Source organism: Acinetobacter sp. WU_MDCI_Abxe161 (assembly GCF_025514355.1).
Lineage (GTDB): Bacteria > Pseudomonadota > Gammaproteobacteria > Pseudomonadales > Moraxellaceae > Acinetobacter > Acinetobacter pittii_E.
Genome location: NZ_JAHPTU010000003.1, coordinates 253,458 through 273,434, shown reverse-complemented (window position 1 = coordinate 273,434; position 19,977 = coordinate 253,458). Strand labels below are relative to the sequence as shown.

The window sequence follows — 19,977 nt, the reverse complement described above, 5'->3', positions numbered from 1 at the left end:
CTTAGAACCATGCTTTTTTATTTTTATGCGGTGGTTCTAATAATGATATCAATGGGGTGTTCTATACCGTCCATACTATGAATAGAAGTAGGGGTAATCTTAACAATGGGCCAAGTTTGTAATTTACAGTTAGGTTTTTGAAGTGCAGCATAATAGCTATCAGATTTAAAAAACACTTTTTTGGTGGTTGCAATATTGGGGGTTAAAAGGCGTTTAAGCCACGTTTCACTCACTTGCGTATCAAGAAAACGTAAGGCCAAAAGACTTTTTACTCGATTGTTAAATAATCTCCGGTTTTTGATAATGAGTGGATGGGTAATTAACTTATTTGTGCCCATTTGACTGTGGGGCAAAATAAAGTGTGGTGTGATTTGAAATACAGTCACAAATTTTGCTTGCTGACAGATTTTTTCAAGATGCGTCACGCTATCTTGATTAGTACCAATAATTGCGACAGTTGAATGTGAAAAGTCAAATTCTTTAATTGAACTTGATGAAATCACTTGTCCAGTAAAACCTTCAAAATCTTGAGAAATATTCTGAAAAATTACTGATTTTGAAGTGTTATTTTTAATATTAATACTCATTTTCCAAAAGTCCTTTTGGTTTTTAAATCATGATGTTTTTATCGTTTTAATATAAATAACCAAGCAGGAAGTTGGGGTAAAGTCTTTTCAGATAGATGGTCGTCCCATACTCAAAATCAATTCAAGTATGGGAATGTGAAATGGAGTTTTAATGTTCTGTTTTTACATTCATGAGCTGGGTAAAGCTTTCTAAACGTTTAGCTGTATCGTATACATCACATGTAAAAATAAACTCATCAACATCGTATGTTGCTAAAAGCTTTTGTAAACCAGTGCGAACTGTATCTACAGAACCAATTTGCGCCATTGCATAGAAGTTTTCGACAGACAGTTGTTCTGCTGTATTCCATAATCCCTGCATTGACTCAACTGGAGGTTTAAGTTTTAAGCTTTCTCCGCGGATTAAACCTAGTACGCGTTGGTATGCGCTGGTTGCTAAATATTGTGCTTCTTCATCTGTGTCTGCCACAACAACAGGCACACCCATTGAAACATATGGTTTATCTAGGTATTCAGAAGGTTCAAAGTTCTCTCGATAGAGTTGAATCGCTTGGCCCAACATACGTGGGGCAAAATGGGATGCAAATGAGTACGGAAGTCCAAGTTTTGCCGCAAGTTGCGCACTAAAAAGGCTAGACCCCAGTAACCAAACAGGAACATGGGTACTTTGCCCAGGTGTTGCAATAATTTTTTGTCCTGTCTGAGGTACATCGAAATATTTTAAGATTTCGACAACATCTTTTGGAAACTGGTCTTCTGTTTCTTGATGACCCCGGCGTAGAGCTCGCATTGTGAGTTGGTCTGTACCAGGAGCACGACCTAAACCAAGTTCAATACGATTTGGATAGAGTGTAGCAAGTGTCCCAAATTGTTCTGCGACAACGAGAGGAGCATGATTAGGGAGCATAATTCCGCCCGAACCTAAACGAATATGCTGTGTATGTGCTGCAATAAAACCGAGCAAGACGGCTGTAGCTGAACTTGCGATACCATCCATGTTGTGATGCTCTGCAAGCCAGAAACGTTCATAACCTAGCTTTTCTGCATGTTGTGCTAATTCTAGTGCGTGGCGCAATGAAAATTCGATGGTTTTATCATTACGAATGGGAGCAAGTTCCAAAATTGAAAACTTGGTATCTTGAAGTGATCTCATGCGATATTCTCGAATAAGGATATATCGAAATACTACGATATATGAAGTTCGATGTATATCGTTTTTTTTCGATATTAATTTTTATCATACAATAAAAAAAGCACCCGAAGGTGCTATTTTGACTCATATATAAATTAACGGTTTTTATACCAGCCACGGTGTAAGCCATTGTCGTGGCGGTGACGTCCACCTTTATAATAACGACGGTCGCCATCGTAATATCTACGGTCATCACGATCATAACGACCACGGTCGTAACGGTCATCGTAATTACGGTCTTCAGCTACTTTACGACCGAGTGCCGAACCACCAGCTGCACCTACTGCTGCACCGATGTAACCACCATTTGTACCGCCCATATTTTTACCAACGGTATAACCAGCACCACCACCTAATGCACCGCCAATCGCAGCTTCTGTACGATTGCGACGGTCACTCGCTGCAGCTGCACCACCAGCTCCACCTAAAGCAGCACCAATTGTCGCTCCAGATGTACCACCAATGCTTTTACCAATTGCTGTACCAACTACACTACCTAAAGCAGATGTTGCAGCAACACGCGTACCATTATCTGCATGTGCAACTGTTACCATAGAAGACGTTGCAAGTACTGCACTAGCTAACCAAATATTCATTTTCATCTTGGAACTCCATGTCCTTTTTACTGAAAGGACAGTATTTTTATCTTGAGGTAAATGTAATAAAAAATTTCGTGATAATTATGGAGAAGCCAAATGGAGATACGAGTGTTTTGTGTCGGTTTGTATGGTTTGTATTAATATGTGGATAAATCATGTGCATGCAAAAGGGTAGCGTGAAAATCTATCAAAAATAAAAAAGCACCCGAAGGTGCTTAAATGTCTATTCATCAACCTTGATTAGTGATGACGACGGTGTTTTTTCTTCCAGTGCTTAGACGATCTGTCAGCATCACGGTCTTTAGAGATTTTATTACCTAAAGCAGAACCACCTGCCGCGCCTAAAGCAGCACCGATGTAACCACCGTTTGTACCGCCCATGCTTTTACCAACGGTATAACCAGCACCACCACCTAAACCACCGCCAATTGCAGATTCTGTACGGTGACGACGATCACTTGCAACAGCTGCACCACCAGCACCACCTAAAGCAGCACCAATTGTTGCGCCAGATGTACCGCCCATACTTTTACCAATTGCAGTACCAGCGACACTACCTAGAGCAGAAGCAGCTGCTACATGTGTTGTATTGTCAGCATGCGCTACAGTAACCATAGAAGTTGCTAAAACAGCGCTACATAACCAAGCATTTAATTTCATTTTCTACTCCGTGTCCTTAACTGCAGGACCCCTAATCTTTTGTTACGGCAAATGTAACAAAACACTTCTCCTAAAATATGGAGAACCATCTTTTGAGTATTGCAGTTTAGTGTCTGGTTTGTATGTTTTCTATTAAAATAGAGTATTTAATACTCATATAGAAAAGTAATTCTCATTTAACATTCTTAAGTTTATTTATGTTCAGTTGAACACAAGAAGTCAATGAAAGCTCGTGTGGCGGAAGACATATGCTTATGTTGTGCATATAGTAAAGAGAAAGGGCGTGTATGACCTGCATATGGCTCAAGTAAAGGCTGTAGCGTTCCTTGTTGAATTTTTTCATTAACGATAAAGTCGTAACTCTGGCATATCCCTAGTCCATTTTCAGCAAGAGACACGACTCCTAATATATCTTCTTTTACTAAAATCCGATTTGTTGGTATCCACTGAATTTCCTGATCTATATCTTTAAGAAACCATGGAGTGACCTTACCATTACTTGGTAACTCAAAGGCTATACATTGATGATAATTTAATTCTTCTAGCGTTTTTGGAATACCCATACGTTTTAAATAAGTGGGTGAGGCAACAAGTTTTAAAGGGGCCTGCTCTAAAGGTCGAGCTACAAAAGAGCTATTTGGAAGATGTCCTTGACGAATAGCTAAATCAAATCCTTCAGCAATTAAATCAACGTTTCGATTAGAAATACTGATTTCAATTTGAATGTCTGGATATTGCAAAAGAAATTTTTCTAATAAGGGAGGTAACCGATAATGTCCATAAGTTGTAGGAACACTTAATTTAATCTTTCCCGAAATTTGCAGTTGTTCACCTTGAATCACACGTTCTGCATGGTCAATTAACTGAAAAGCATGTTGCATTTTTTCATAATAAAGTTGACCAGCTTCAGTCAGACTTAAATGGCGAGTCGTTCGTCTAAAAAACTGTATCCCTAATTTTTTCTCTAGCCGTGTAATTGTTCTACTAATAACGGAGGGTGTGGTGGACAAATAAATCGCCGCTGCGCTAATAGAAAGCTTCTCAGCTACAATTAAAAACACTTCAACATCGGCAAGGTAGTCAAATTGACGAGACATTTTGTCCTCAAACGCAAAAAAGATTTGTAAATGGAGTTGTTTTTCTACCTCTGGGGTAAAAATAGAATATATCCATCCCAGTTATAAATCCAGCAAATGCTTGGAATGAAGGTCGAATAATGAAGATGTTAAATAAAATCATATTTGCAATGATTACCGCTTCAGCAGTGTTAAGTGCAAATGCAGCTCATGTATTGGTTGTGTTGTCTGATGAAGCCCAATTAGAGCTAAAGAATAATCAGGTTTTTAAAACAGGTTTTTACCTTAATGAATTGATGCAGCCTACAAAAATGCTTTTAGATGCAGGCCACACAGTAACTTTTGCGACCCCTCATGGGAAAGCTCCGACTTTAGATGAGTCATCAAATAGTGCAATGTATTTTAACCAAGATGAAAAAGCGTTAAAGCAATATGCAGGTTTATTGCATAATCTAAAGTTAACCTCTCCTCAAGATTCTCCAGTTTTGAGTTTGTCTCGTATCGAGCAAATTGGGATTGATAAGTTTGATGCGATTTATATTCCGGGTGGTCATGCGCCCATGCAAGACTTATTAAAAGATAAACAGCTTGGCAAAGTTCTCACGGCTTTTCATAAAGCTGGAAAACCTACCGCATTGGTTTGCCATGGTCCTATCGCTTTAATGTCAACTTTACCTAATGCTTCGGAAGTAGTTAGCCAACTAGAACAAGGTAAAACAGTCAAAACTGGTGAATGGATTTATAAAAATTATCGAATGACGGTGATTAGCAATCAAGAGGAAGAGCAAGCAAAAGCTTTGTTAAAAGGTGGTGAAATGAAGTTCTATCCGCAAACGGCTCTACAGTCTATAGGAGGTAAATATCAAAGTAATACAACTGCGTGGACTCCAAACGTGGTGGTAGATCGTGAGCTTATTACTGGACAAAATCCAGCCTCGGCTGTTCTTGTCGGTAAAACTTTGTTAGGGAAATTAAAATAAGATAACCGTGATAGAGAGGCTTTAGAAATAAAGTCTCTCTTGTCATAGGCGCTTTAAAAAGCTGATTTATTATTCTTAATAAAAAGCAAAATTCTAGATTACTCGATAAATTTCATCTGAAATCATTGTATTGATATACCGCTACTGACTATGAAAGTTGATGAATTGGCTGATTATATATGTCATTTAAGCGCCATAATCTGTAAACTATGCGCTATTTTTACGATTTTGCTTATCTTCTATACTTACATAGCGTTCGATAAGCTTTTTGGACTTTTGAGATATTTCCTCTTATGAAAGCGTCACTCCGTTTACGACTTGATCAACTCTGTGATCGACATGAAGAACTTACTGCATTGCTTGCAGATGCTGAAGTGATCTCCGATAACAAACGTTTCCGTAAATTGTCTCGTGAACATAGTGATTTATCTGAAATTACCGAAGTTTGGGGTAAATACCGTCAAGCAGAAGAAGATATTGAAACTGCTGAGATGATGAAGTCTGACCCAGACTTCAAAGATATGGCAGAAGAAGAGATTCAGGCGAATAAAACATTGCTTGAAGAATTAGAAAGCCAGCTCAATATTTTAATGATTCCAAAAGATCCAAATGACTCTAACGCGGCTTATTTAGAAATTCGCGCTGGAACAGGTGGTGATGAGGCCGCAATTTTCTCTGGTGATTTATTCCGCATGTACAGTAAATATGCCGAGACACAAGGTTGGCGTATTGAAGTTCTTTCTGAAAATGAAGGTGAGCATGGTGGTTTTAAAGAAGTCATTTGCCGCGTAGATGGTGATGGCGTTTACGGTCGCTTAAAATTTGAAAGTGGTGCTCACCGAGTGCAACGTGTTCCTGCAACTGAATCACAAGGGCGCGTTCATACTTCAGCATGTACAGTTGCGATCTTGCCTGAAATTGATGTCGATACCAACGTTGAAATTAATCCGGCAGATTTACGTATTGATACTTACCGTGCGTCAGGTGCAGGTGGTCAGCACATTAACAAAACTGACTCGGCAGTGCGTATTACCCACATCCCAACGGGTACAGTTGTTGAATGTCAGGAAGAACGTTCACAGCATAAAAACAAAGCCAAAGCGATGGCATTGTTAGTTTCACGTTTAGAAAATGCGAAACGTGCAGCGGCTGATGCAGCAACGTCTGAAATGCGCCGTGATTTAGTAGGTTCTGGTGACCGTTCGGAACGTATCCGTACTTATAACTACCCACAAGGGCGTATGACTGACCACCGTATTAACTTAACTTTATATAAGTTAGACGCGATTATGGAAGGTGATTTAACTGAGTTGCTTGATAGCTTACACCGTGAATATCAGGCAGATCAGTTAGCGATGCTTGCACAGGAAAATGGCGGCTAATGAATATTGCTCAAGCGCTTACAATTCGTGGTGAGCCTGACAGTTATGAACGACAAGAAAATGCTTGGTTACTTGAGCATTTTCTAAAAATCAATTCGCTTGAATTAAAGTTTAGACTTGAGCAAGAGCTAACAGCCCAACAAGAGCAAGACTACTTGGCTGGTCTTGAACGTATTCAAAATGGTGAGCCTTTAGCTTACGTGACTGGTTCGCAACCTTTTTGGACGCTCGATTTAAAAGTAACGTCAGATACTTTAGTACCACGACCAGATACTGAAGTTTTAGTTGAAACCGTTTTAAATCTGAATTTGCCAAAGAATGCAAATATTGTGGATTTGGGAACAGGAACAGGTGCAATTGCACTTGCGTTAGCGAGTGAACGTCCAGATTGGCGAGTCACGGCAACGGATATTTATGCGCCTACTTTAGAAGTCGCAAAAGAAAACGCACAAGCACATGATTTGCAACATGTGAAATTTGCTCTTGGAGCTTGGTTTGAAGCGCTGGAACCACAAAAGTTTGATTTAATTGTTTCTAATCCGCCGTACATTGATCCCGAAGATGAACACATGCAAGCTTTGGCTACAGAACCACGCCGTGCATTAGTTGCAGATCGTCAGGGGTTGGCTGATATTGAAATTATTATTTCTCAAGGTAAGAGCTGGTTAAACCCAAAAGGCTGGATTGCTCTGGAACATGGTTATGATCAAGGGCAAGCTGTTCGAGGCATTTTCGCAGAGCATGGTTTTAGTGAGATAAAAACTATTCAAGACTATGGCCAAAATGATCGGGTCACGTTAGCTTCATTATCAATAGAATAAGAACGATTTAATCTATAGAGTTAAAGGTTGCTTCCCGATAAGCACCTGGACTAACACCTGTCCATTTTTTAAAGGCACGATGAAATGCACTTGGGTCATGAAAGTTTAGATCTTCACTAATATCTTGAATTGAGTCATTCGTTTTACTTAAGCGTTCAACCGCAATATCACAGCGGATTTCATTTTTAATTTGTTGATAACTAACTCCTTCATGTTTCAGCCTGCGTTGAACAGTGGCTTCTGAAATATTAAGTTGTTGTGCGACATCTTTGAGTTCTGGCCAGTGCGCAGGGTGGAGTTTTAATAAATGGCGACGAATAAGAACACTCAATGCATTCTCATTTTTAAAACGAACTAAAAGATTTTGCGGCGTTTGCTTTAAAAAATCATAAATCGCTTTTTTATCTTTTTTAATTTTAATATCTAAGTAATGAGCATCGAATTCAACTCGATTTACCTCAGCATTAAATTGAATATCTTCACCAAAACGTACGAGATAATCTTGAATATCGTTCGGTTTAGGACAACGTACTCTAATATTATTTAAACCAATTCGTTGGTCTACTAACCAGCACATAAGTCCGTGTACTAATATTAAAAAGGTTGCATAGGTAAACATGCGTTTAGGTTGTTTTTGATCATGAATCACCAAATAAGCTTTTTCTTGCTCTCTAATGAGTTCTCCATGCATGTCATCTAAAACAAAGTTAAAAAACTTTATAATATCATGGAGTGCCTTTTCTAAAGTTTCGGCCGTACTGACAAGTTTAGTCAATAACTTATAGCTGCCACGACGCATAGGGTGGCTATCCATACCAAAAAATTCATCGTTCATGGCGTTTGCAAGCTCTATCCATAATTGGGCATATTTTGTAACAGGTACACGAGCCTTGGGAGACATCAGTAATTCAGTGGGGATGCCTGCTTTATTGAGAATTATTTGTGTATTTAGGCCTTTGGCATAAGCCGCACTCAGTGCTTCATGTACTAGTGCAATCGAAATTGTGCCTTTACTTAAAGAAGATTGGACAACCATGTCAAAGACTCATATTTTCTTCATATATTTCAAGTGAAATATTTCATATTTAAAATTTGGATTGATCAAAAGCTGCAAGCATTTTGAGGCTTTTTGAAATTGTATCGGAAAACAACAACTTTTACTCTCACTACTAAGTTTAAAGAATATTTCTATAGGATCGTAAATAATGAAAATTCAAGGAAAACATTTCGTGATTACTGGTGGTGGCTCTGGCTTAGGTGCTGCTACAGCTGAATATCTAGTTCAACAAGGGGCCTCAGTCACGTTGGTTGACATGAATGTAGAAGCAGGCGAGCAGCAAGTAAAACAATTAGGGTCAAAAGCTGACTTCGTAAAACTTGATGTAACAGATGAAGTTACTGCTGAACAGTTCTTTAAAGATATTTTAGTAAAACATGGCAGCTTGCATGGTTTAGTGAACTGTGCGGGTATTGGCCCTTCTGCAAAAGTAGTTGGCCGTGAAGGTGTTCATGACTTGGGGTTATTTGCAAAAACTTTAAATATTAATGTCACAGGTACATTTAACATGCTGCGTTTTGCAGCAGATGCAATGAGTAAAAATACGGTCGAAGCAGGCGAAGAGGACCGTGGCGTCATTGTTAACACTGCTTCTGTTGCGGCATTTGACGGTCAAATTGGTCAGGCTGCGTATTCAGCCTCTAAAGGCGCTATTGTGGCGATGACTTTACCGATTGCTCGTGAGTTAGCGCGTCATGCCATTCGTATTATGACCATTGCACCGGGAATTATGGAAACTCCAATGCTTAAGGGTATGCCACAAAATGTACAAGATGCTTTGGGGCAAATGGTGCCATATCCATCGCGGTTAGGAAAGCCAGAAGAATTTGCTCGTTTGGTCGCACACATTGCTGAAAATTCCTATTTAAATGGTGAAGTTATTCGTTTAGATGGTGCAATTCGTATGGCAGCAAAATAATAAAAATAAGGATGTTGAAATGATTTTAAATGCTGAACAAAGTATGGTTCAGGAGATGATGCGTAACTACTCGCAAAATCAGTTAAAACCAACAGCCGCACATCGCGATAAAACCCATGCATTTCCTGCGCAGGAATTAAAAGATTTAGGCGCACTAGGCGCTATGGGGATGACCGTACCCGCTGAATGGGGCGGTGCCGGAATGGACTATGTATCTTTGGTGCTTGCAATTGAAGAAATTGCCGCAGGTGATGGTGCTATTTCGACTATCGTAAGTGTTCAAAATTCCTTGATTTGCGGTATTACGCTCGCGTACGGTTCGGAGCAGCAAAAACAAACATATTTGCCAAAATTTGCATCTGGTGAATGGTTAGGATGCTTTTGTTTAACTGAGCCACATGTCGGTTCTGATGCAAGCGCGATTTTATGTAAAGCTGAGCGAGATGGTGACTATTGGGTACTCAATGGCGTAAAGCAATTTATTACCAGTGGTAAAAATGCCCAAGTGGCTTTGGTCTTTGCGGTTACAGATAAACAAGCTGGTAAAAAAGGGATTTCATGTTTTCTTGTGCCGACCAATACACAAGGTTACTTGGTCACTCGAATTGAAGACAAAATGGGCCAACATGCTTCCGACACAGCGACCATTACTTTTGAGGACTGTCGAATTCCCTTAGAAAATTTGGTAGGGCAACAAGGTGAAGGTTATAAAATTGCACTTTCTAATTTAGCAGCTGGACGTATTGGGATTGCTGCTCAATCTGTTGGAATGGCAAGAGCTGCTTTTGATGCAGCGGTGCAATATGCAAATGAACGCAAAGCTTTTGGTGTAGAGTTAGTCCAACATCAGGCAGTGAGTTTTCGTTTAGCCGATATGGCAACCCAGATTGAAGCTGCACATCAGTTGGTTTTACATGCTGCAACTTTAAAAGATGCGGGATTGCCTTGTTTAAAAGAAGCTTCAATGGCAAAGCTAGTTGCGTCTACTATGGCTGAGCGAGTGTGTTCGGATGCGATTCAGATTCATGGAGGGTATGGCTACGTAAGTGATTTCCCTGTTGAGAGAATTTATCGGGATGTTCGTGTAAGTCAGATTTATGAAGGTGCTTCTGACATTCAACGTTTAGTGATTGCTCGCGAAGTAACCCAAGTTTAAGTATGAGATTTTAAAAATAGTCAGTGAATGCAAAAGACCGCAATTGTTATGCGGTCTTTTGCAACTAAAACTGTTTAGTTTTAACTTATTTCAATGAAATATAGAAAGTTAAAGCTAGCTTTTTGATGATTAAAGCTGAGCTTTGACTTCTTCACCAATTAAATAAAACGTTCCTCCTGCAATATAATGCAGACTTCGAAGTTCTTTCGGTGCATCTTGAAAATACCAGTGCCCATCTCTGAAAACGCGACTATCTGCCCAAGCACCTACAACAGAACCAATAAATAAATCATGTGCTGACTGATTATGCGGTTCTGGAATAAGTTTACATACGAGCCATGCAATGCATCCTGATACAAGCGGACTGGTAAGACCTTCTTGGTAAAATAGTTCAGTACCACAATGTTCAAGCTTTTCGGCGTCATCTAACTTACTAATAGTTCCAAGTTGCTTAGTCATATCAAGCTGTGCATAGCAGGGAACTTGTAGGGTGAAATAACCACTTTGCTCAACGAGCTGTCGGGTTTTAGTACTTTTGTCGAGAACCACAGACACTTTGGCTGGTTTAAACTCTAAGGCACATGCCCAAGCAGCAGCCATCACGTTGCGGTCATCGCCATATTGTGCAGAAACAAGGACAGTTGGACCATGATTTAACAAGCGATAAGCTTTTTCTAACTCTACTGGTGCAATATATGATTGCGTCATATTTAGCCTAAGTAATAAAGAAAATAGATATTTCTATTGTTGCAGAAAGCTTTATAGATGCAATGTTATTAAACAAGCTTTATAAGAATAAAAACTTGTTTCTATTTTATAGCTTTCATAATGATTGACTTAATCATAAAATCATTTCGCTTCTAAGTGAAAGGATTAACAAGTGACCGAGCTTCAAGATATCGATTTTGTAGAGTTAAGTGATGAAGAAATGCATCTCTATAGCCGTCAGATTTTACTCGATGGATGGGATATTGAAGCTCAGGAAAAACTCAAACTTGCTAATGTGCTGATTGTAGGTGCTGGTGGAATAGGTTGTAGCAGTGCAGAGCTACTTGCTCGAGCAGGGGTTGGTAAAATTACACTAATTGATGCAGATACTATTGAGATAAGTAATTTACAGCGTCAAATTGCATTTGGTCATGAAGATATCGGACGTTATAAAGCAGAAATTTTGGCTAAACGTTTACAGAAAATTAACCCTTATATCTGTGTTGAATACTATAACGAACGCTTAGACGAACATAACATTGATAGACTTGTTGAACACCAAGATGTGGTTTTAGATGGATGTGATAATTTTACAACTCGCTATTTGGTAAATGTAGCTTGTAAGAAGCATCAGGTCGCCCTAATTAGTGCTTCAGCAATAGGTTTTCAGGCACAAATGTTTATGGTTGAAGGAGATTCAGCTTGCTATGAATGCCTTTTCCCGAAAGAACAACATGCCAATGAAGGACTACGCTGTGCAGAGTCAGGGGTACTTGCAACTACTCCTGTAATGATAGCGTCATTACAAGCACATCACACTTTACTTTATTTAGGTTTAAATCGTACACCTTTAAAGCAGAAACTATTATTGTGGGATGGTTTAAATATGACACAACGTATTGTTAGTTTTGATAAAGATGTAAATTGCCCACTTTGTCAGGCAAGCTAATCAGTAAATGAAACAAAATTTGCTACACTCAACCTGAATGATTTGGTTTTGAAGAAATATGAAAAAAAATATTTTGTTTGATGGGCTACGTTCAGTCGCCCGTATTGGTGAAACAGCAGTGGTTGCCGCCAAAGCTGGAATTAAATACGCAACTGAAAAACCAAGTAATGCCAAACTCATGCGAGAGACTTTTGAGTCGCTTGGCTCAACTTATATTAAGCTTGGTCAGTTTATTGCCAGTACACCATCGCTTTTCCCTCGTGAATATGTAGAAGAATTTCAAGGTTGTTTAGACCAGACTCCAACACTCCCATTTAGTTATATTCAAGGTGTGCTTGCATCTGAGTTTGAAGGACGTGATTTAAGCCAGATTTTTAGCTACATCGATGAAAAACCATTAGCTTCTGCATCAATTGCTCAGGTTCATGCCGCTAAGCTGACCACAGGTGAAGATGTGGTTATTAAAGTACAAAAGCCTGGTGTTGAAACCATTTTATATACTGACTTAAGTGTAGTGCATTGGGCTGCCAAGTTGCTTGAGCGTGCAGTACCAAAGATTAAATTTGCTGCTCTTTCTGAAATTGTTGATGAAATTAAAAGCCGTATGGTTCGTGAAGTCGATTTCATTGAAGAAGCACAAAACTTAGATGATTTTGTGGAATATCTAAACATTTCACAAAATAAAGCTGCGACTGCACCTAAAGTTTATCATCAGTTTTCTACGCGCCGTGTCTTGACCATGCAGCGTTTATATGGTGTGTCTTTGACTGACTTTAGTGTTGTAAAACAATATGCTAAAGATCCATCGCAAGTATTGATTACTGCCATGAATACATGGTTTGGTAGTCTCATGTTGTGTAAGAGTTTCCATGCTGACTTACATGCTGGGAACCTAATGTTGCTTGAAGATGGACGTATTGGTTTTATCGATTTTGGTATCGTGGGGCAGTTAAAGCCTGAAGTTTGGACAGCATGTATTGCGTTTATGGACGCCTTACAAAAGACCGATTATCAGGCAATGGCTGAAAATATGCTGAAAATGGGTATGACCCATAACAAAATTGATGTTCAGGTTTTGGCTCATGATCTAGAGCGTTTGTTTAATGGCGTATTAATGGCTGACCCACAGCAGATATTGTCTTCAAATCCAGCTGATTTAAACGATATCATGATGGATATGGTAGGTGTAGGCGAGCGTCACGGTATTAAATTTCCACGTGATTTTGCTTTATTATTTAAGCAAATGCTTTATTTTGATCGTTTTATGCGCGTACTCGCACCATATACTGATATTTATGCAGACCAACGTTTGAAAATGGTTCAAAATATGGAACCTGCTTCGTTGTTAAAGCATTAAGGTCAGTTTAAATTTATGGATGCCATTATTATTGAAGGCTTGAAGGTTGAGACAGTGATCGGCTGTTTCAACTGGGAAAGACAAATTATTCAACCTTTAATGTTGGATTTAACCATCCATAATGATTTGAGCCGTGCTGCAGAGTCTGACAAGCTTGAGGACACACTCAACTATGCGCAGATTTGTGAGTTATCGGCTCAAACTATTCAAAATGCCGAACCTGAATTAATCGAACATGCAGCTCATCTGGTTTTGCAATGCTTATTTGAAACCTTTCCAACAATTGAAAAAATTATCATAACCATCCGTAAGCCAGCCATCATTGCAGAAGCTAATGCTGTAGGAATTCGTCTTGAACGCACCAGAAACAATTTTTGCGCTCGCTCTGGCGAGTAATTTAGACGCAGATCAGCACTTTAATTTTGCTTACACACAATTAGCAACATTGGGGAAAGTGCAGTTTTCATCTATTTATCAAATTCCATGCCGAGATGGCATTGGAGATGATTATTGGAATTCGGCATGTCTATTAAAAAGCACTTTATCATGTGAACAAATTGAATCTTTTTTAAAGCAACTTGAGTCAGATTCTGGGCGTGTTCGTCCATCGCATCATATTTCTTTAGATGTAGATTTGATTGCATGGGGAAGTGATCTGGAACATATGCAATTTAATTCTAAAAAATTGCCCTTAGCACTCGATGTAAAAATTCCTTTATATGAGCTTTGGCATTGTGAAACTTTAAAGGCTGACAGTACGCTTTATCCAGTGGTTAATTTTAAAGTTTAATACTAATTATGAACTGGAACTTGTTTTGCATACAGTTACAGCCCTTATCATGATTTGAGCTAAGTCCAGTTATCTTATTTGTCGTAGATGATAAATATTACAGGCTTGGCTATGAATTATAGTTCTTAAATTTGGTGAGATGATCAAACTACTTTAAACTTAAACGCTTATCCAGTTAAACATTGATATATAAATCTTGAATAGAGCAAGACTTATATAGTCCCTGTACTGGAATTTTATTTTTTGCGTTTTTTTAAATTTTATTTTTGAGTTCTCTTAATATGAAAAATATCGGTTTAGCCATTCTAGCCATCAGCCTCTCGGGTTGTGCTGCAATGAGCGTAGAAGAATGTAAGACTGCAAATTGGTCATTAGTGGGTGAGAAAGATGGTTCAAAAGGCTTGTCACCACGATTAGATCAATATTATAAAGCATGTGGAAAGGCTAATATTGTGCCAGATCAAAAGTCATATGATCGTGGGTATAAAGAAGGACTAGGGTACTATTGTCAGCCAGCGAACATTTTTTATAATGCTTTAGAGGGGAATGGAAATATTAATGTATGCCCAGTTGAGCAGCGTAGTCGTTTAAGACCTTACTATCGTGCAGCTTCCGATTACTACAATGCAAAAGCTGAATATGATCGTTATGACGAAAAGTTTAAGCAATATTCGGACAGTGCATACAACGAAAAATTAAAGCCAGAAGAGCGCGAACGTTATCGTAAGCTTTTAAGAGAATTACAAATTGATCGTGACCGTATTAATCGCAACTATTGGAACTCAATTCGAGATATCGAACGTTTCAAATATGATCACGGTTTAAAATAATATTTGAAAAAAGGATTGATCTGATTAAGATCAATCCTTTGTTTTTTAAAGGTAATAACTCGTTTTTGTCATTAACTTTGAAATAGCAGTCATACTGATTTTTACTGCATAAGGTAATTCAACACCACCTGCTTCAAGCGCAGTATGACGGTGGTGCAATTCATCCTCATTCATTTGCTCTAAAATTTTACGAGAGCGCTCATCTTGAGCTGGTAATTGATTTAAATGGTCTTGCAAATGCATGCTTACCTGACGCTCAGTTTCAGCAACAAATCCTAAGCTATATTTATCACCAGCAATACCTGCAAGAGCGCCCATACCATATGAGAGGCCATACCAGATAGGATTTAATAAGCTTGTATGGCTATTTAACTCTTTTAAACGATCTTCACACCAAGCTAAATGGTCTTGTTCTTCAATTGCTGCTTGCTGCATTTCACGGCGTACATTGGGTAATTTCGCTGTTAATGCTTGTCCATGATAAAGTGCTTGGGCACATACTTCACCACTATGATTAACACGCATTAGGCCTGCAACATGGCGAGCATCCTCTACACCAAGTTTTGTTTCTACTGTTTCAGCTGGGTTTTGACGCTGTGCTGCTGTTGCACCCGGAACAAGACTACGTAATGCTTGATCAAATGAGTTAATAAGCTGATCAATTCCAGTATAGTGGCGCATAAATTAGTCCTCCAAAGAAAGATGTGCTGTGGCAAGCATTGGCTTTAGTCGGGCAAGAAGCCAGATACTAAAGATTGCACTAAGTACAGCTGTAATAATAAATAGTATTTTAATATCAATTTTTAAAACACTTAAGATTAAGATTGAGAAAATTGCAGAAGACACCATGAATACAGCATTTAAAATATTGTTTGCTGCTACAACACGAGCACGATGTGAACGTGGTGAGTAAGCCTGCATCATGGCATATAAAGGAACAATGTAAAAACCACCGCTAATTCCCAATAAAGTCACCGCTAACATGACGTGGTAGTAAACCCAGCCTTGAGTGAAAATATCTTTTAAAGTCAGTAATGCTCCAGTTCGTTCAGGTACAAAAGCTAAACTGGCGGCAAGGTAAAGCGCAAAAACAGTAAGACCAATTGCACCGATCGGTACCATTTTAATATTAATTTCTGAACCGCCAATCTTTCGGCAAAGCAGTGAACCGATACCAATTCCTACTGAGAAGAAAGTCAGCAAGAGGCTAACGACATTTTCTGATGCATGCAGATTTTGTTGGGTCAACTGCGGAATTTGAGTTAAATAAGTCGCTCCATAAAACCAGTACCATGAGTTGCCTAGCAAAATAGTAAATACTAACGGTAAACTTTTGGCATATTTAATCGTTTGGAAACTGGTACGAATGAAATTCCAATCAATATCTAAGTCAGGCGCGGCAACTTTTTGTGGCAAAATGAAGCGACTAAATAAATAGCCTATGCAAGCAATAGCCACTACGGTGATACTAATCCACAATAAATTTCCATCTGATGAGGCAATTACGGCACCGCCCAAGATCATACCGAACAAGATTGCCATGGATGTGCCAGATTGAAATAGCGCATTACCTGACATTAACTCATTCGGTTTTAAGATTTCAGGCAAAATTGCGTATTTAATCGGACCGAAGAATGTCGAATGTGTACCCATTAAAAATAAAGCGAAAAGAAGTAGCCATAAGTGACCCAACATGAAACCAGCAGTACCGATGAGCATAATGATGATTTCTAAAATTTTAATACCACGGACGAGTTGAGAACGCTCATATTTATCTGCAATTTGCCCAGCAGTTGCCGAAAAAAAGAAATACGGCAAAATAAATAAGAGGGCTGCCAAATTATTAAGTGTGCTTACAGGAGCAGATTGTTGCTGAATCCATCCATAAGTAATCACCAATAATAAAGCTTGCTTAAAAACGTTATCATTTAATGCGCCAAAAAACTGGGTAAAAAACATCGGTACAAACCGACGTGAGGTCATCAGGTGCTCATCTTGTTTCATCATGTGCAAACTTCATTGTGTTTTATAAAAAAATGTGACCGAGTGTTAATTTGCATCGAAAACCATGTATGATATTTTTAACGCTTGATTAAATGAAAAATCAATGGTTTTGAGTGAGTTTTACACTTACCTTGGTGCGTTTTATTAAAAAATAAGTCTAGAGTTTTCTATGCCTTCTAAAATTAAGTTTAAACAGTCAACTCTCTCACATTCTATGCATTTAATTTTAAAAATGCAGGGCATTCCTAAACTTATTTGTAGCAGCTTGTTGTTAAGTGTTTGTGTAACGCCAAGTTTTGCTCAAACTTCTGTTGAGAATAGTTCATCCACTTTAAACCAGACTATATCTGATGAGTCAACTGAACAATTAGCTCAGACTAATCAACAATACTCCGCTCCAGTTACAGATATTGCTACACTTGTAACCCAAGCTCAGCAGCAACAAGATAGCTTGGCTATATTGCAACAACAAGAACAATTTCCAAATCAAATTGATGAATTTAAGCCAATTACTCTTGATAATCTTGAAGATTTACCCGACTTGCCTGTTGATCAAAACATGGCAAATGAAATTTATAGGGTAGCTGAAGAAGCTAAAAGTGAAGCACAGAACTTTCAAAATGGGGCACAAAAACAGCCTGAAGTTACTGTAAGCGATGCAACTCAATCTGAATTAAATCAAATTAATCAGGCACCTGTAAATATTGATCAGCTTATGCAGGAGATTAAATCTGATAGTAAGATTGTTGTCGAAGCCAATGAGACTGGGAAAACACTACCTGAATTAACGCCAGAAGTTGAAGAACCGCCTGAACAAGCTGGCTTCTTTAAGCGTATTTTAAATAAAGTGCGTCCGCCACGTGCAATTCCGATGGAACAAGTACCGCGTATTAGTGCAGAAGTGGAAGGTGCTTCAGATGTGCTGGCTAAAAATATTAAAGGTAAATTATCAACATTTACCCAAGAATCTTTTGAAGACTTTAATGCTGCTTTACCTCAGCTTAGAACATTGAGTAATCAAGCTGCTCAAGCTGTTGGTTACTATAATGCTGAGTTCCGATTTGAAAAATTAAGTCCGACTCGGGTGCGTGTCCGAGTTACGCCAAATGAGCCAGTACGGATTAATGAGCAAAATATTGAGTTTACAGGTCCAGGTGAAAAGCAGCCGCAATTTCAGGTTATTCGTTTAGTTCCTGATCAAGATGTCGGTGATATCTTTAACCATGGTTTATATGAAACCACAAAAAGCCGTATTGTCGATGCAGCATCTGATAATGGTTATTTTGATGCCTATTGGCGACTGCACGACGTGAAAGTGAGTCAGCCAGAAAATAAGGCTGATATTAATTTACGCTACGAGACAGGCGAGCGTTATAAATTAGATAAGGTCGAGTTTCGTATGAGTGATCCATCGAAACCTTTACCTTTAAATCAAAATATATTAGAAAGTATGGCACCTTGGAAAGAGGGTGATGACTATGCCTTCTGGCGTGTGAATGTGTTAGCAAACAATCTAACCAACTCACGTTATTTTAATTACACTTTGGTTGATAGTATCAAACCAGATCCGATTGAAAAGCCACTTGAGCTACCGCCAGATTTACAAGCTTTGGTCGATGAACAAAACATCGATGTTGATGAGTCTAATTTACTATCACCAGAACAACGACAACTTGCTAAAGCGCGTCAATTAGCGACATCGAATAAAGAAGTTACACAAAACGTAGTAGATGAAAAACAGTTTGCTGGAACGCAAAATGCAAAAGAGGTAGAGCCTCAAACAGCGATGTTGCAAAGTGCAGCATTTCCACAAGACGAACAAGAAACAGAACAAGACCGTTTACAAGCCCAAGCCCGAGAAACAAAAAGAATTCCGGTTATTGTGACTTTAAATGCAGATAAGCTAAATAGTTTGGAAACTGGTATTGGTTACGGCACCGATACGGGTGCGCGTCTACGTAGTCAGTATCGCCGTTCTATTGTAAATAAGTATGGTCATTCTTTTGATGCCAACTTGGAAGTCTCACAAATTCGTCAATCTATTGATGGTCGATATAGTATTCCTTATAAACACCCGTTAAATGACTATTTTAATATTGTGGGCGGATATGAGCGTGAAACACGTGATGATATTGGCCCAGATGTAAGTCTGTTAACTGAATCTGCTGTTGTGGGTGGCGAGCGCGTAATCAAACGTCCATTAGGAAATTGGCAACATACTATTGGGGTCCGTTATCGTTTAGACCGTTTGACCCAACAAGGGGATGTTGATATTTCTGAGTTACCGGATGCATTTAAAACGGCTGCATCTGAGCAAGAAGCATTATTATTTAGTTATGAAACATCTAAAACTTCGAGTAATACACGTTTAAACCCAACCAAAGCTTTTAAACAAACCTATAAATTAGAACTAGGTAGTGAGAGTTTACTGTCTGATGCCAATATGGCAATTGCGAGTGCAGGTTGGAGATTTATTTATTCTCTAGGTGAAAATGATGATCACCAATTCGTTGGAAGATCTGATCTTAGCTACATCTTTACGGATGACTTTGATAAAGTTCCGTACAATCTTAGATTCTTTACGGGTGGTGACCAAACAATTCGTGGATTTGACTATAAGAGTCTTTCTCCAGAAGTAGATGGATATAAAATTGGGGGCCAAGCTTTAGCTGTAGGTTCTTTAGAATATAATTATCAGTTCAAAGATGGATGGCGAGCAGCTGTTTTCTCTGACTTTGGTAATGCTTACGATAAAGACTTTAATAATCCGGCAGCTTATAGCGTTGGGGTGGGAATTCGCTGGAAGTCTCCAATCGGGCCAATCCGTTTAGATGTCGCGTCGGGTATTTCAGATGAAAATCATCCGATTCGTCTACATTTCTTTATAGGCCCACAACTTTAAAAATAAAA

Annotated in this window: 19 protein-coding genes and 1 pseudogene; 11 read left to right on the top strand and 9 right to left on the bottom strand. The window is 38.8% G+C overall.

Annotation, left to right across the window (positions count from 1 at the left end; all coding sequences use genetic code 11):
* Positions 1-23: 23 nt before the first annotated feature.
* The 5 genes from KTI78_RS05070 to KTI78_RS05050 all read right to left on the bottom strand — a co-directional run bounded on the left by KTI78_RS05070 (position 24) and on the right by KTI78_RS05050 (position 4,135).
* A complete protein-coding gene (locus tag KTI78_RS05070) occupies positions 24-587 on the bottom strand; it encodes a flavoprotein (protein WP_262445406.1) in 564 nt (187 codons plus the stop codon).
* A 148-nt stretch (positions 588-735) separates the two neighbouring features.
* Positions 736-1,740, bottom strand: coding sequence for an LLM class flavin-dependent oxidoreductase (locus tag KTI78_RS05065; protein WP_262445405.1), 1,005 nt, complete (start codon positions 1,738-1,740; stop codon positions 736-738).
* A gap of 134 nt (positions 1,741-1,874) precedes the next feature.
* Positions 1,875-2,381 (bottom strand): hypothetical protein, encoded by a 507-nt coding sequence (locus tag KTI78_RS05060; RefSeq protein ID WP_224991326.1) that lies wholly within the window; start codon positions 2,379-2,381, stop codon positions 1,875-1,877.
* A 237-nt stretch (positions 2,382-2,618) separates the two neighbouring features.
* Entirely contained in the window at positions 2,619-3,038 is a 420-nt protein-coding gene (locus KTI78_RS05055) for a glycine zipper domain-containing protein (RefSeq protein ID WP_016140574.1), read from the bottom strand.
* A 191-nt stretch (positions 3,039-3,229) separates the two neighbouring features.
* Positions 3,230-4,135 carry a LysR family transcriptional regulator gene (locus KTI78_RS05050; protein ID WP_262445403.1) on the bottom strand — a complete coding sequence of 302 codons (906 nt, stop codon included), beginning with the start codon at positions 4,133-4,135 and terminating at the stop codon, positions 3,230-3,232.
* A gap of 119 nt (positions 4,136-4,254) precedes the next feature.
* On the opposite strand from KTI78_RS05050, the gene KTI78_RS05045 reads away from it, so the two are divergent.
* From KTI78_RS05045 to prmC, 3 genes are all read left to right on the top strand, one after another.
* Positions 4,255-5,094, top strand: coding sequence for a type 1 glutamine amidotransferase domain-containing protein (locus tag KTI78_RS05045; protein ID WP_262445402.1), 840 nt, complete (start codon positions 4,255-4,257; stop codon positions 5,092-5,094).
* A 293-nt stretch (positions 5,095-5,387) separates the two neighbouring features.
* Positions 5,388-6,476 (top strand): peptide chain release factor 1, encoded by a 1,089-nt coding sequence (prfA, locus tag KTI78_RS05040; protein ID WP_002119588.1) that lies wholly within the window; start codon positions 5,388-5,390, stop codon positions 6,474-6,476.
* The gene (prmC, locus tag KTI78_RS05035) at positions 6,476-7,297 is read left to right on the top strand and encodes a peptide chain release factor N(5)-glutamine methyltransferase (protein ID WP_262445401.1); all 822 of its coding nucleotides are present in this window, start codon (positions 6,476-6,478) and stop codon (positions 7,295-7,297) included. Before prfA ends, prmC begins: the two co-directional genes overlap by 1 nt.
* Positions 7,298-7,304: 7 nt before the next feature.
* Here prmC and KTI78_RS05030 read toward each other — a convergent pair whose 3' ends face one another.
* Complete coding sequence (locus tag KTI78_RS05030) at positions 7,305-8,333, bottom strand: AraC family transcriptional regulator (RefSeq protein WP_262445400.1); 1,029 nt, start codon at positions 8,331-8,333, stop codon at positions 7,305-7,307.
* A gap of 169 nt (positions 8,334-8,502) precedes the next feature.
* Here KTI78_RS05030 and KTI78_RS05025 point away from each other — a divergent pair, with 169 nt between their 5' ends.
* Together KTI78_RS05025 and KTI78_RS05020 are read left to right on the top strand one after the other, a co-directional pair.
* On the top strand, positions 8,503-9,273 hold the full coding sequence (locus KTI78_RS05025) for a 3-hydroxyacyl-CoA dehydrogenase (RefSeq protein ID WP_262445399.1): 771 nt from the start codon (positions 8,503-8,505) through the stop codon (positions 9,271-9,273).
* A 19-nt stretch (positions 9,274-9,292) separates the two neighbouring features.
* Positions 9,293-10,429 (top strand): acyl-CoA dehydrogenase family protein, encoded by a 1,137-nt coding sequence (locus KTI78_RS05020; RefSeq protein WP_262445447.1) that lies wholly within the window; start codon positions 9,293-9,295, stop codon positions 10,427-10,429.
* 129 nt (positions 10,430-10,558) lie between these two features.
* On the opposite strand, the gene KTI78_RS05015 is transcribed toward KTI78_RS05020, so the two are convergent.
* The gene (locus tag KTI78_RS05015; protein WP_262445398.1) at positions 10,559-11,137 is read right to left on the bottom strand and encodes a flavin reductase family protein; all 579 of its coding nucleotides are present in this window, start codon (positions 11,135-11,137) and stop codon (positions 10,559-10,561) included.
* A gap of 172 nt (positions 11,138-11,309) precedes the next feature.
* Between KTI78_RS05015 and KTI78_RS05010 the strand changes: the two genes are divergently transcribed.
* The 5 genes from KTI78_RS05010 (at position 11,310) to KTI78_RS04990 (ending at position 15,063) form a co-directional block, all read left to right on the top strand.
* Positions 11,310-12,086, top strand: coding sequence for a HesA/MoeB/ThiF family protein (locus KTI78_RS05010; protein ID WP_262445397.1), 777 nt, complete (start codon positions 11,310-11,312; stop codon positions 12,084-12,086).
* A 58-nt stretch (positions 12,087-12,144) separates the two neighbouring features.
* Complete coding sequence (locus KTI78_RS05005) at positions 12,145-13,443, top strand: ABC1 kinase family protein (RefSeq protein ID WP_016140583.1); 1,299 nt, start codon at positions 12,145-12,147, stop codon at positions 13,441-13,443.
* A 15-nt stretch (positions 13,444-13,458) separates the two neighbouring features.
* Positions 13,459-13,839, top strand: coding sequence for a dihydroneopterin aldolase (gene folB, locus KTI78_RS05000; protein ID WP_016140584.1), 381 nt, complete (start codon positions 13,459-13,461; stop codon positions 13,837-13,839).
* Positions 13,796-14,233 (top strand): 2-amino-4-hydroxy-6-hydroxymethyldihydropteridine diphosphokinase, encoded by a 438-nt coding sequence (locus tag KTI78_RS04995; protein WP_262445396.1) that lies wholly within the window; start codon positions 13,796-13,798, stop codon positions 14,231-14,233. Before folB ends, KTI78_RS04995 begins: the two co-directional genes overlap by 44 nt.
* 281 nt (positions 14,234-14,514) lie before the next feature.
* On the top strand, positions 14,515-15,063 hold the full coding sequence (locus tag KTI78_RS04990; protein WP_016140586.1) for a DUF2799 domain-containing protein: 549 nt from the start codon (positions 14,515-14,517) through the stop codon (positions 15,061-15,063).
* 45 nt (positions 15,064-15,108) lie between these two features.
* Here the strand turns inward: KTI78_RS04990 and coq7 are convergent, their stop codons facing one another.
* On the bottom strand, positions 15,109-15,744 hold the full coding sequence (coq7, locus tag KTI78_RS04985) for a 2-polyprenyl-3-methyl-6-methoxy-1,4-benzoquinone monooxygenase (protein ID WP_016140587.1): 636 nt from the start codon (positions 15,742-15,744) through the stop codon (positions 15,109-15,111).
* 3 nt (positions 15,745-15,747) lie between these two features.
* Positions 15,748-17,070 carry an MFS transporter gene (locus KTI78_RS04980; protein WP_262445395.1) on the bottom strand — a complete coding sequence of 441 codons (1,323 nt, stop codon included), beginning with the start codon at positions 17,068-17,070 and terminating at the stop codon, positions 15,748-15,750.
* 394 nt (positions 17,071-17,464) lie between these two features.
* Between KTI78_RS04980 and KTI78_RS04975 the strand changes: the two are divergent.
* Positions 17,465-19,969: pseudogene (locus KTI78_RS04975) on the top strand (autotransporter assembly complex protein TamA); the annotation flags it as partial.
* Positions 19,970-19,977 lie beyond the last annotated feature (8 nt).

Coding starts and splice junctions, on each gene's coding strand:
- KTI78_RS05070 (WP_262445406.1), bottom strand. CDS start 587: ATGAGTATTAATATTAAAAATAACACTTCAAAATCAGTAATTTTTCAG.
- KTI78_RS05065 (WP_262445405.1), bottom strand. CDS start 1,740: ATGAGATCACTTCAAGATACCAAGTTTTCAATTTTGGAACTTGCTCCC.
- KTI78_RS05060 (WP_224991326.1), bottom strand. CDS start 2,381: ATGAAAATGAATATTTGGTTAGCTAGTGCAGTACTTGCAACGTCTTCT.
- KTI78_RS05055 (WP_016140574.1), bottom strand. CDS start 3,038: ATGAAATTAAATGCTTGGTTATGTAGCGCTGTTTTAGCAACTTCTATG.
- KTI78_RS05050 (WP_262445403.1), bottom strand. CDS start 4,135: ATGTCTCGTCAATTTGACTACCTTGCCGATGTTGAAGTGTTTTTAATT.
- KTI78_RS05045 (WP_262445402.1), top strand. CDS start 4,255: ATGAAGATGTTAAATAAAATCATATTTGCAATGATTACCGCTTCAGCA.
- prfA (WP_002119588.1), top strand. CDS start 5,388: ATGAAAGCGTCACTCCGTTTACGACTTGATCAACTCTGTGATCGACAT.
- prmC (WP_262445401.1), top strand. CDS start 6,476: ATGAATATTGCTCAAGCGCTTACAATTCGTGGTGAGCCTGACAGTTAT.
- KTI78_RS05030 (WP_262445400.1), bottom strand. CDS start 8,333: ATGGTTGTCCAATCTTCTTTAAGTAAAGGCACAATTTCGATTGCACTA.
- KTI78_RS05025 (WP_262445399.1), top strand. CDS start 8,503: ATGAAAATTCAAGGAAAACATTTCGTGATTACTGGTGGTGGCTCTGGC.
- KTI78_RS05020 (WP_262445447.1), top strand. CDS start 9,293: ATGATTTTAAATGCTGAACAAAGTATGGTTCAGGAGATGATGCGTAAC.
- KTI78_RS05015 (WP_262445398.1), bottom strand. CDS start 11,137: ATGACGCAATCATATATTGCACCAGTAGAGTTAGAAAAAGCTTATCGC.
- KTI78_RS05005 (WP_016140583.1), top strand. CDS start 12,145: ATGAAAAAAAATATTTTGTTTGATGGGCTACGTTCAGTCGCCCGTATT.
- folB (WP_016140584.1), top strand. CDS start 13,459: ATGGATGCCATTATTATTGAAGGCTTGAAGGTTGAGACAGTGATCGGC.
- KTI78_RS04990 (WP_016140586.1), top strand. CDS start 14,515: ATGAAAAATATCGGTTTAGCCATTCTAGCCATCAGCCTCTCGGGTTGT.
- coq7 (WP_016140587.1), bottom strand. CDS start 15,744: ATGCGCCACTATACTGGAATTGATCAGCTTATTAACTCATTTGATCAA.
- KTI78_RS04980 (WP_262445395.1), bottom strand. CDS start 17,070: ATGATGAAACAAGATGAGCACCTGATGACCTCACGTCGGTTTGTACCG.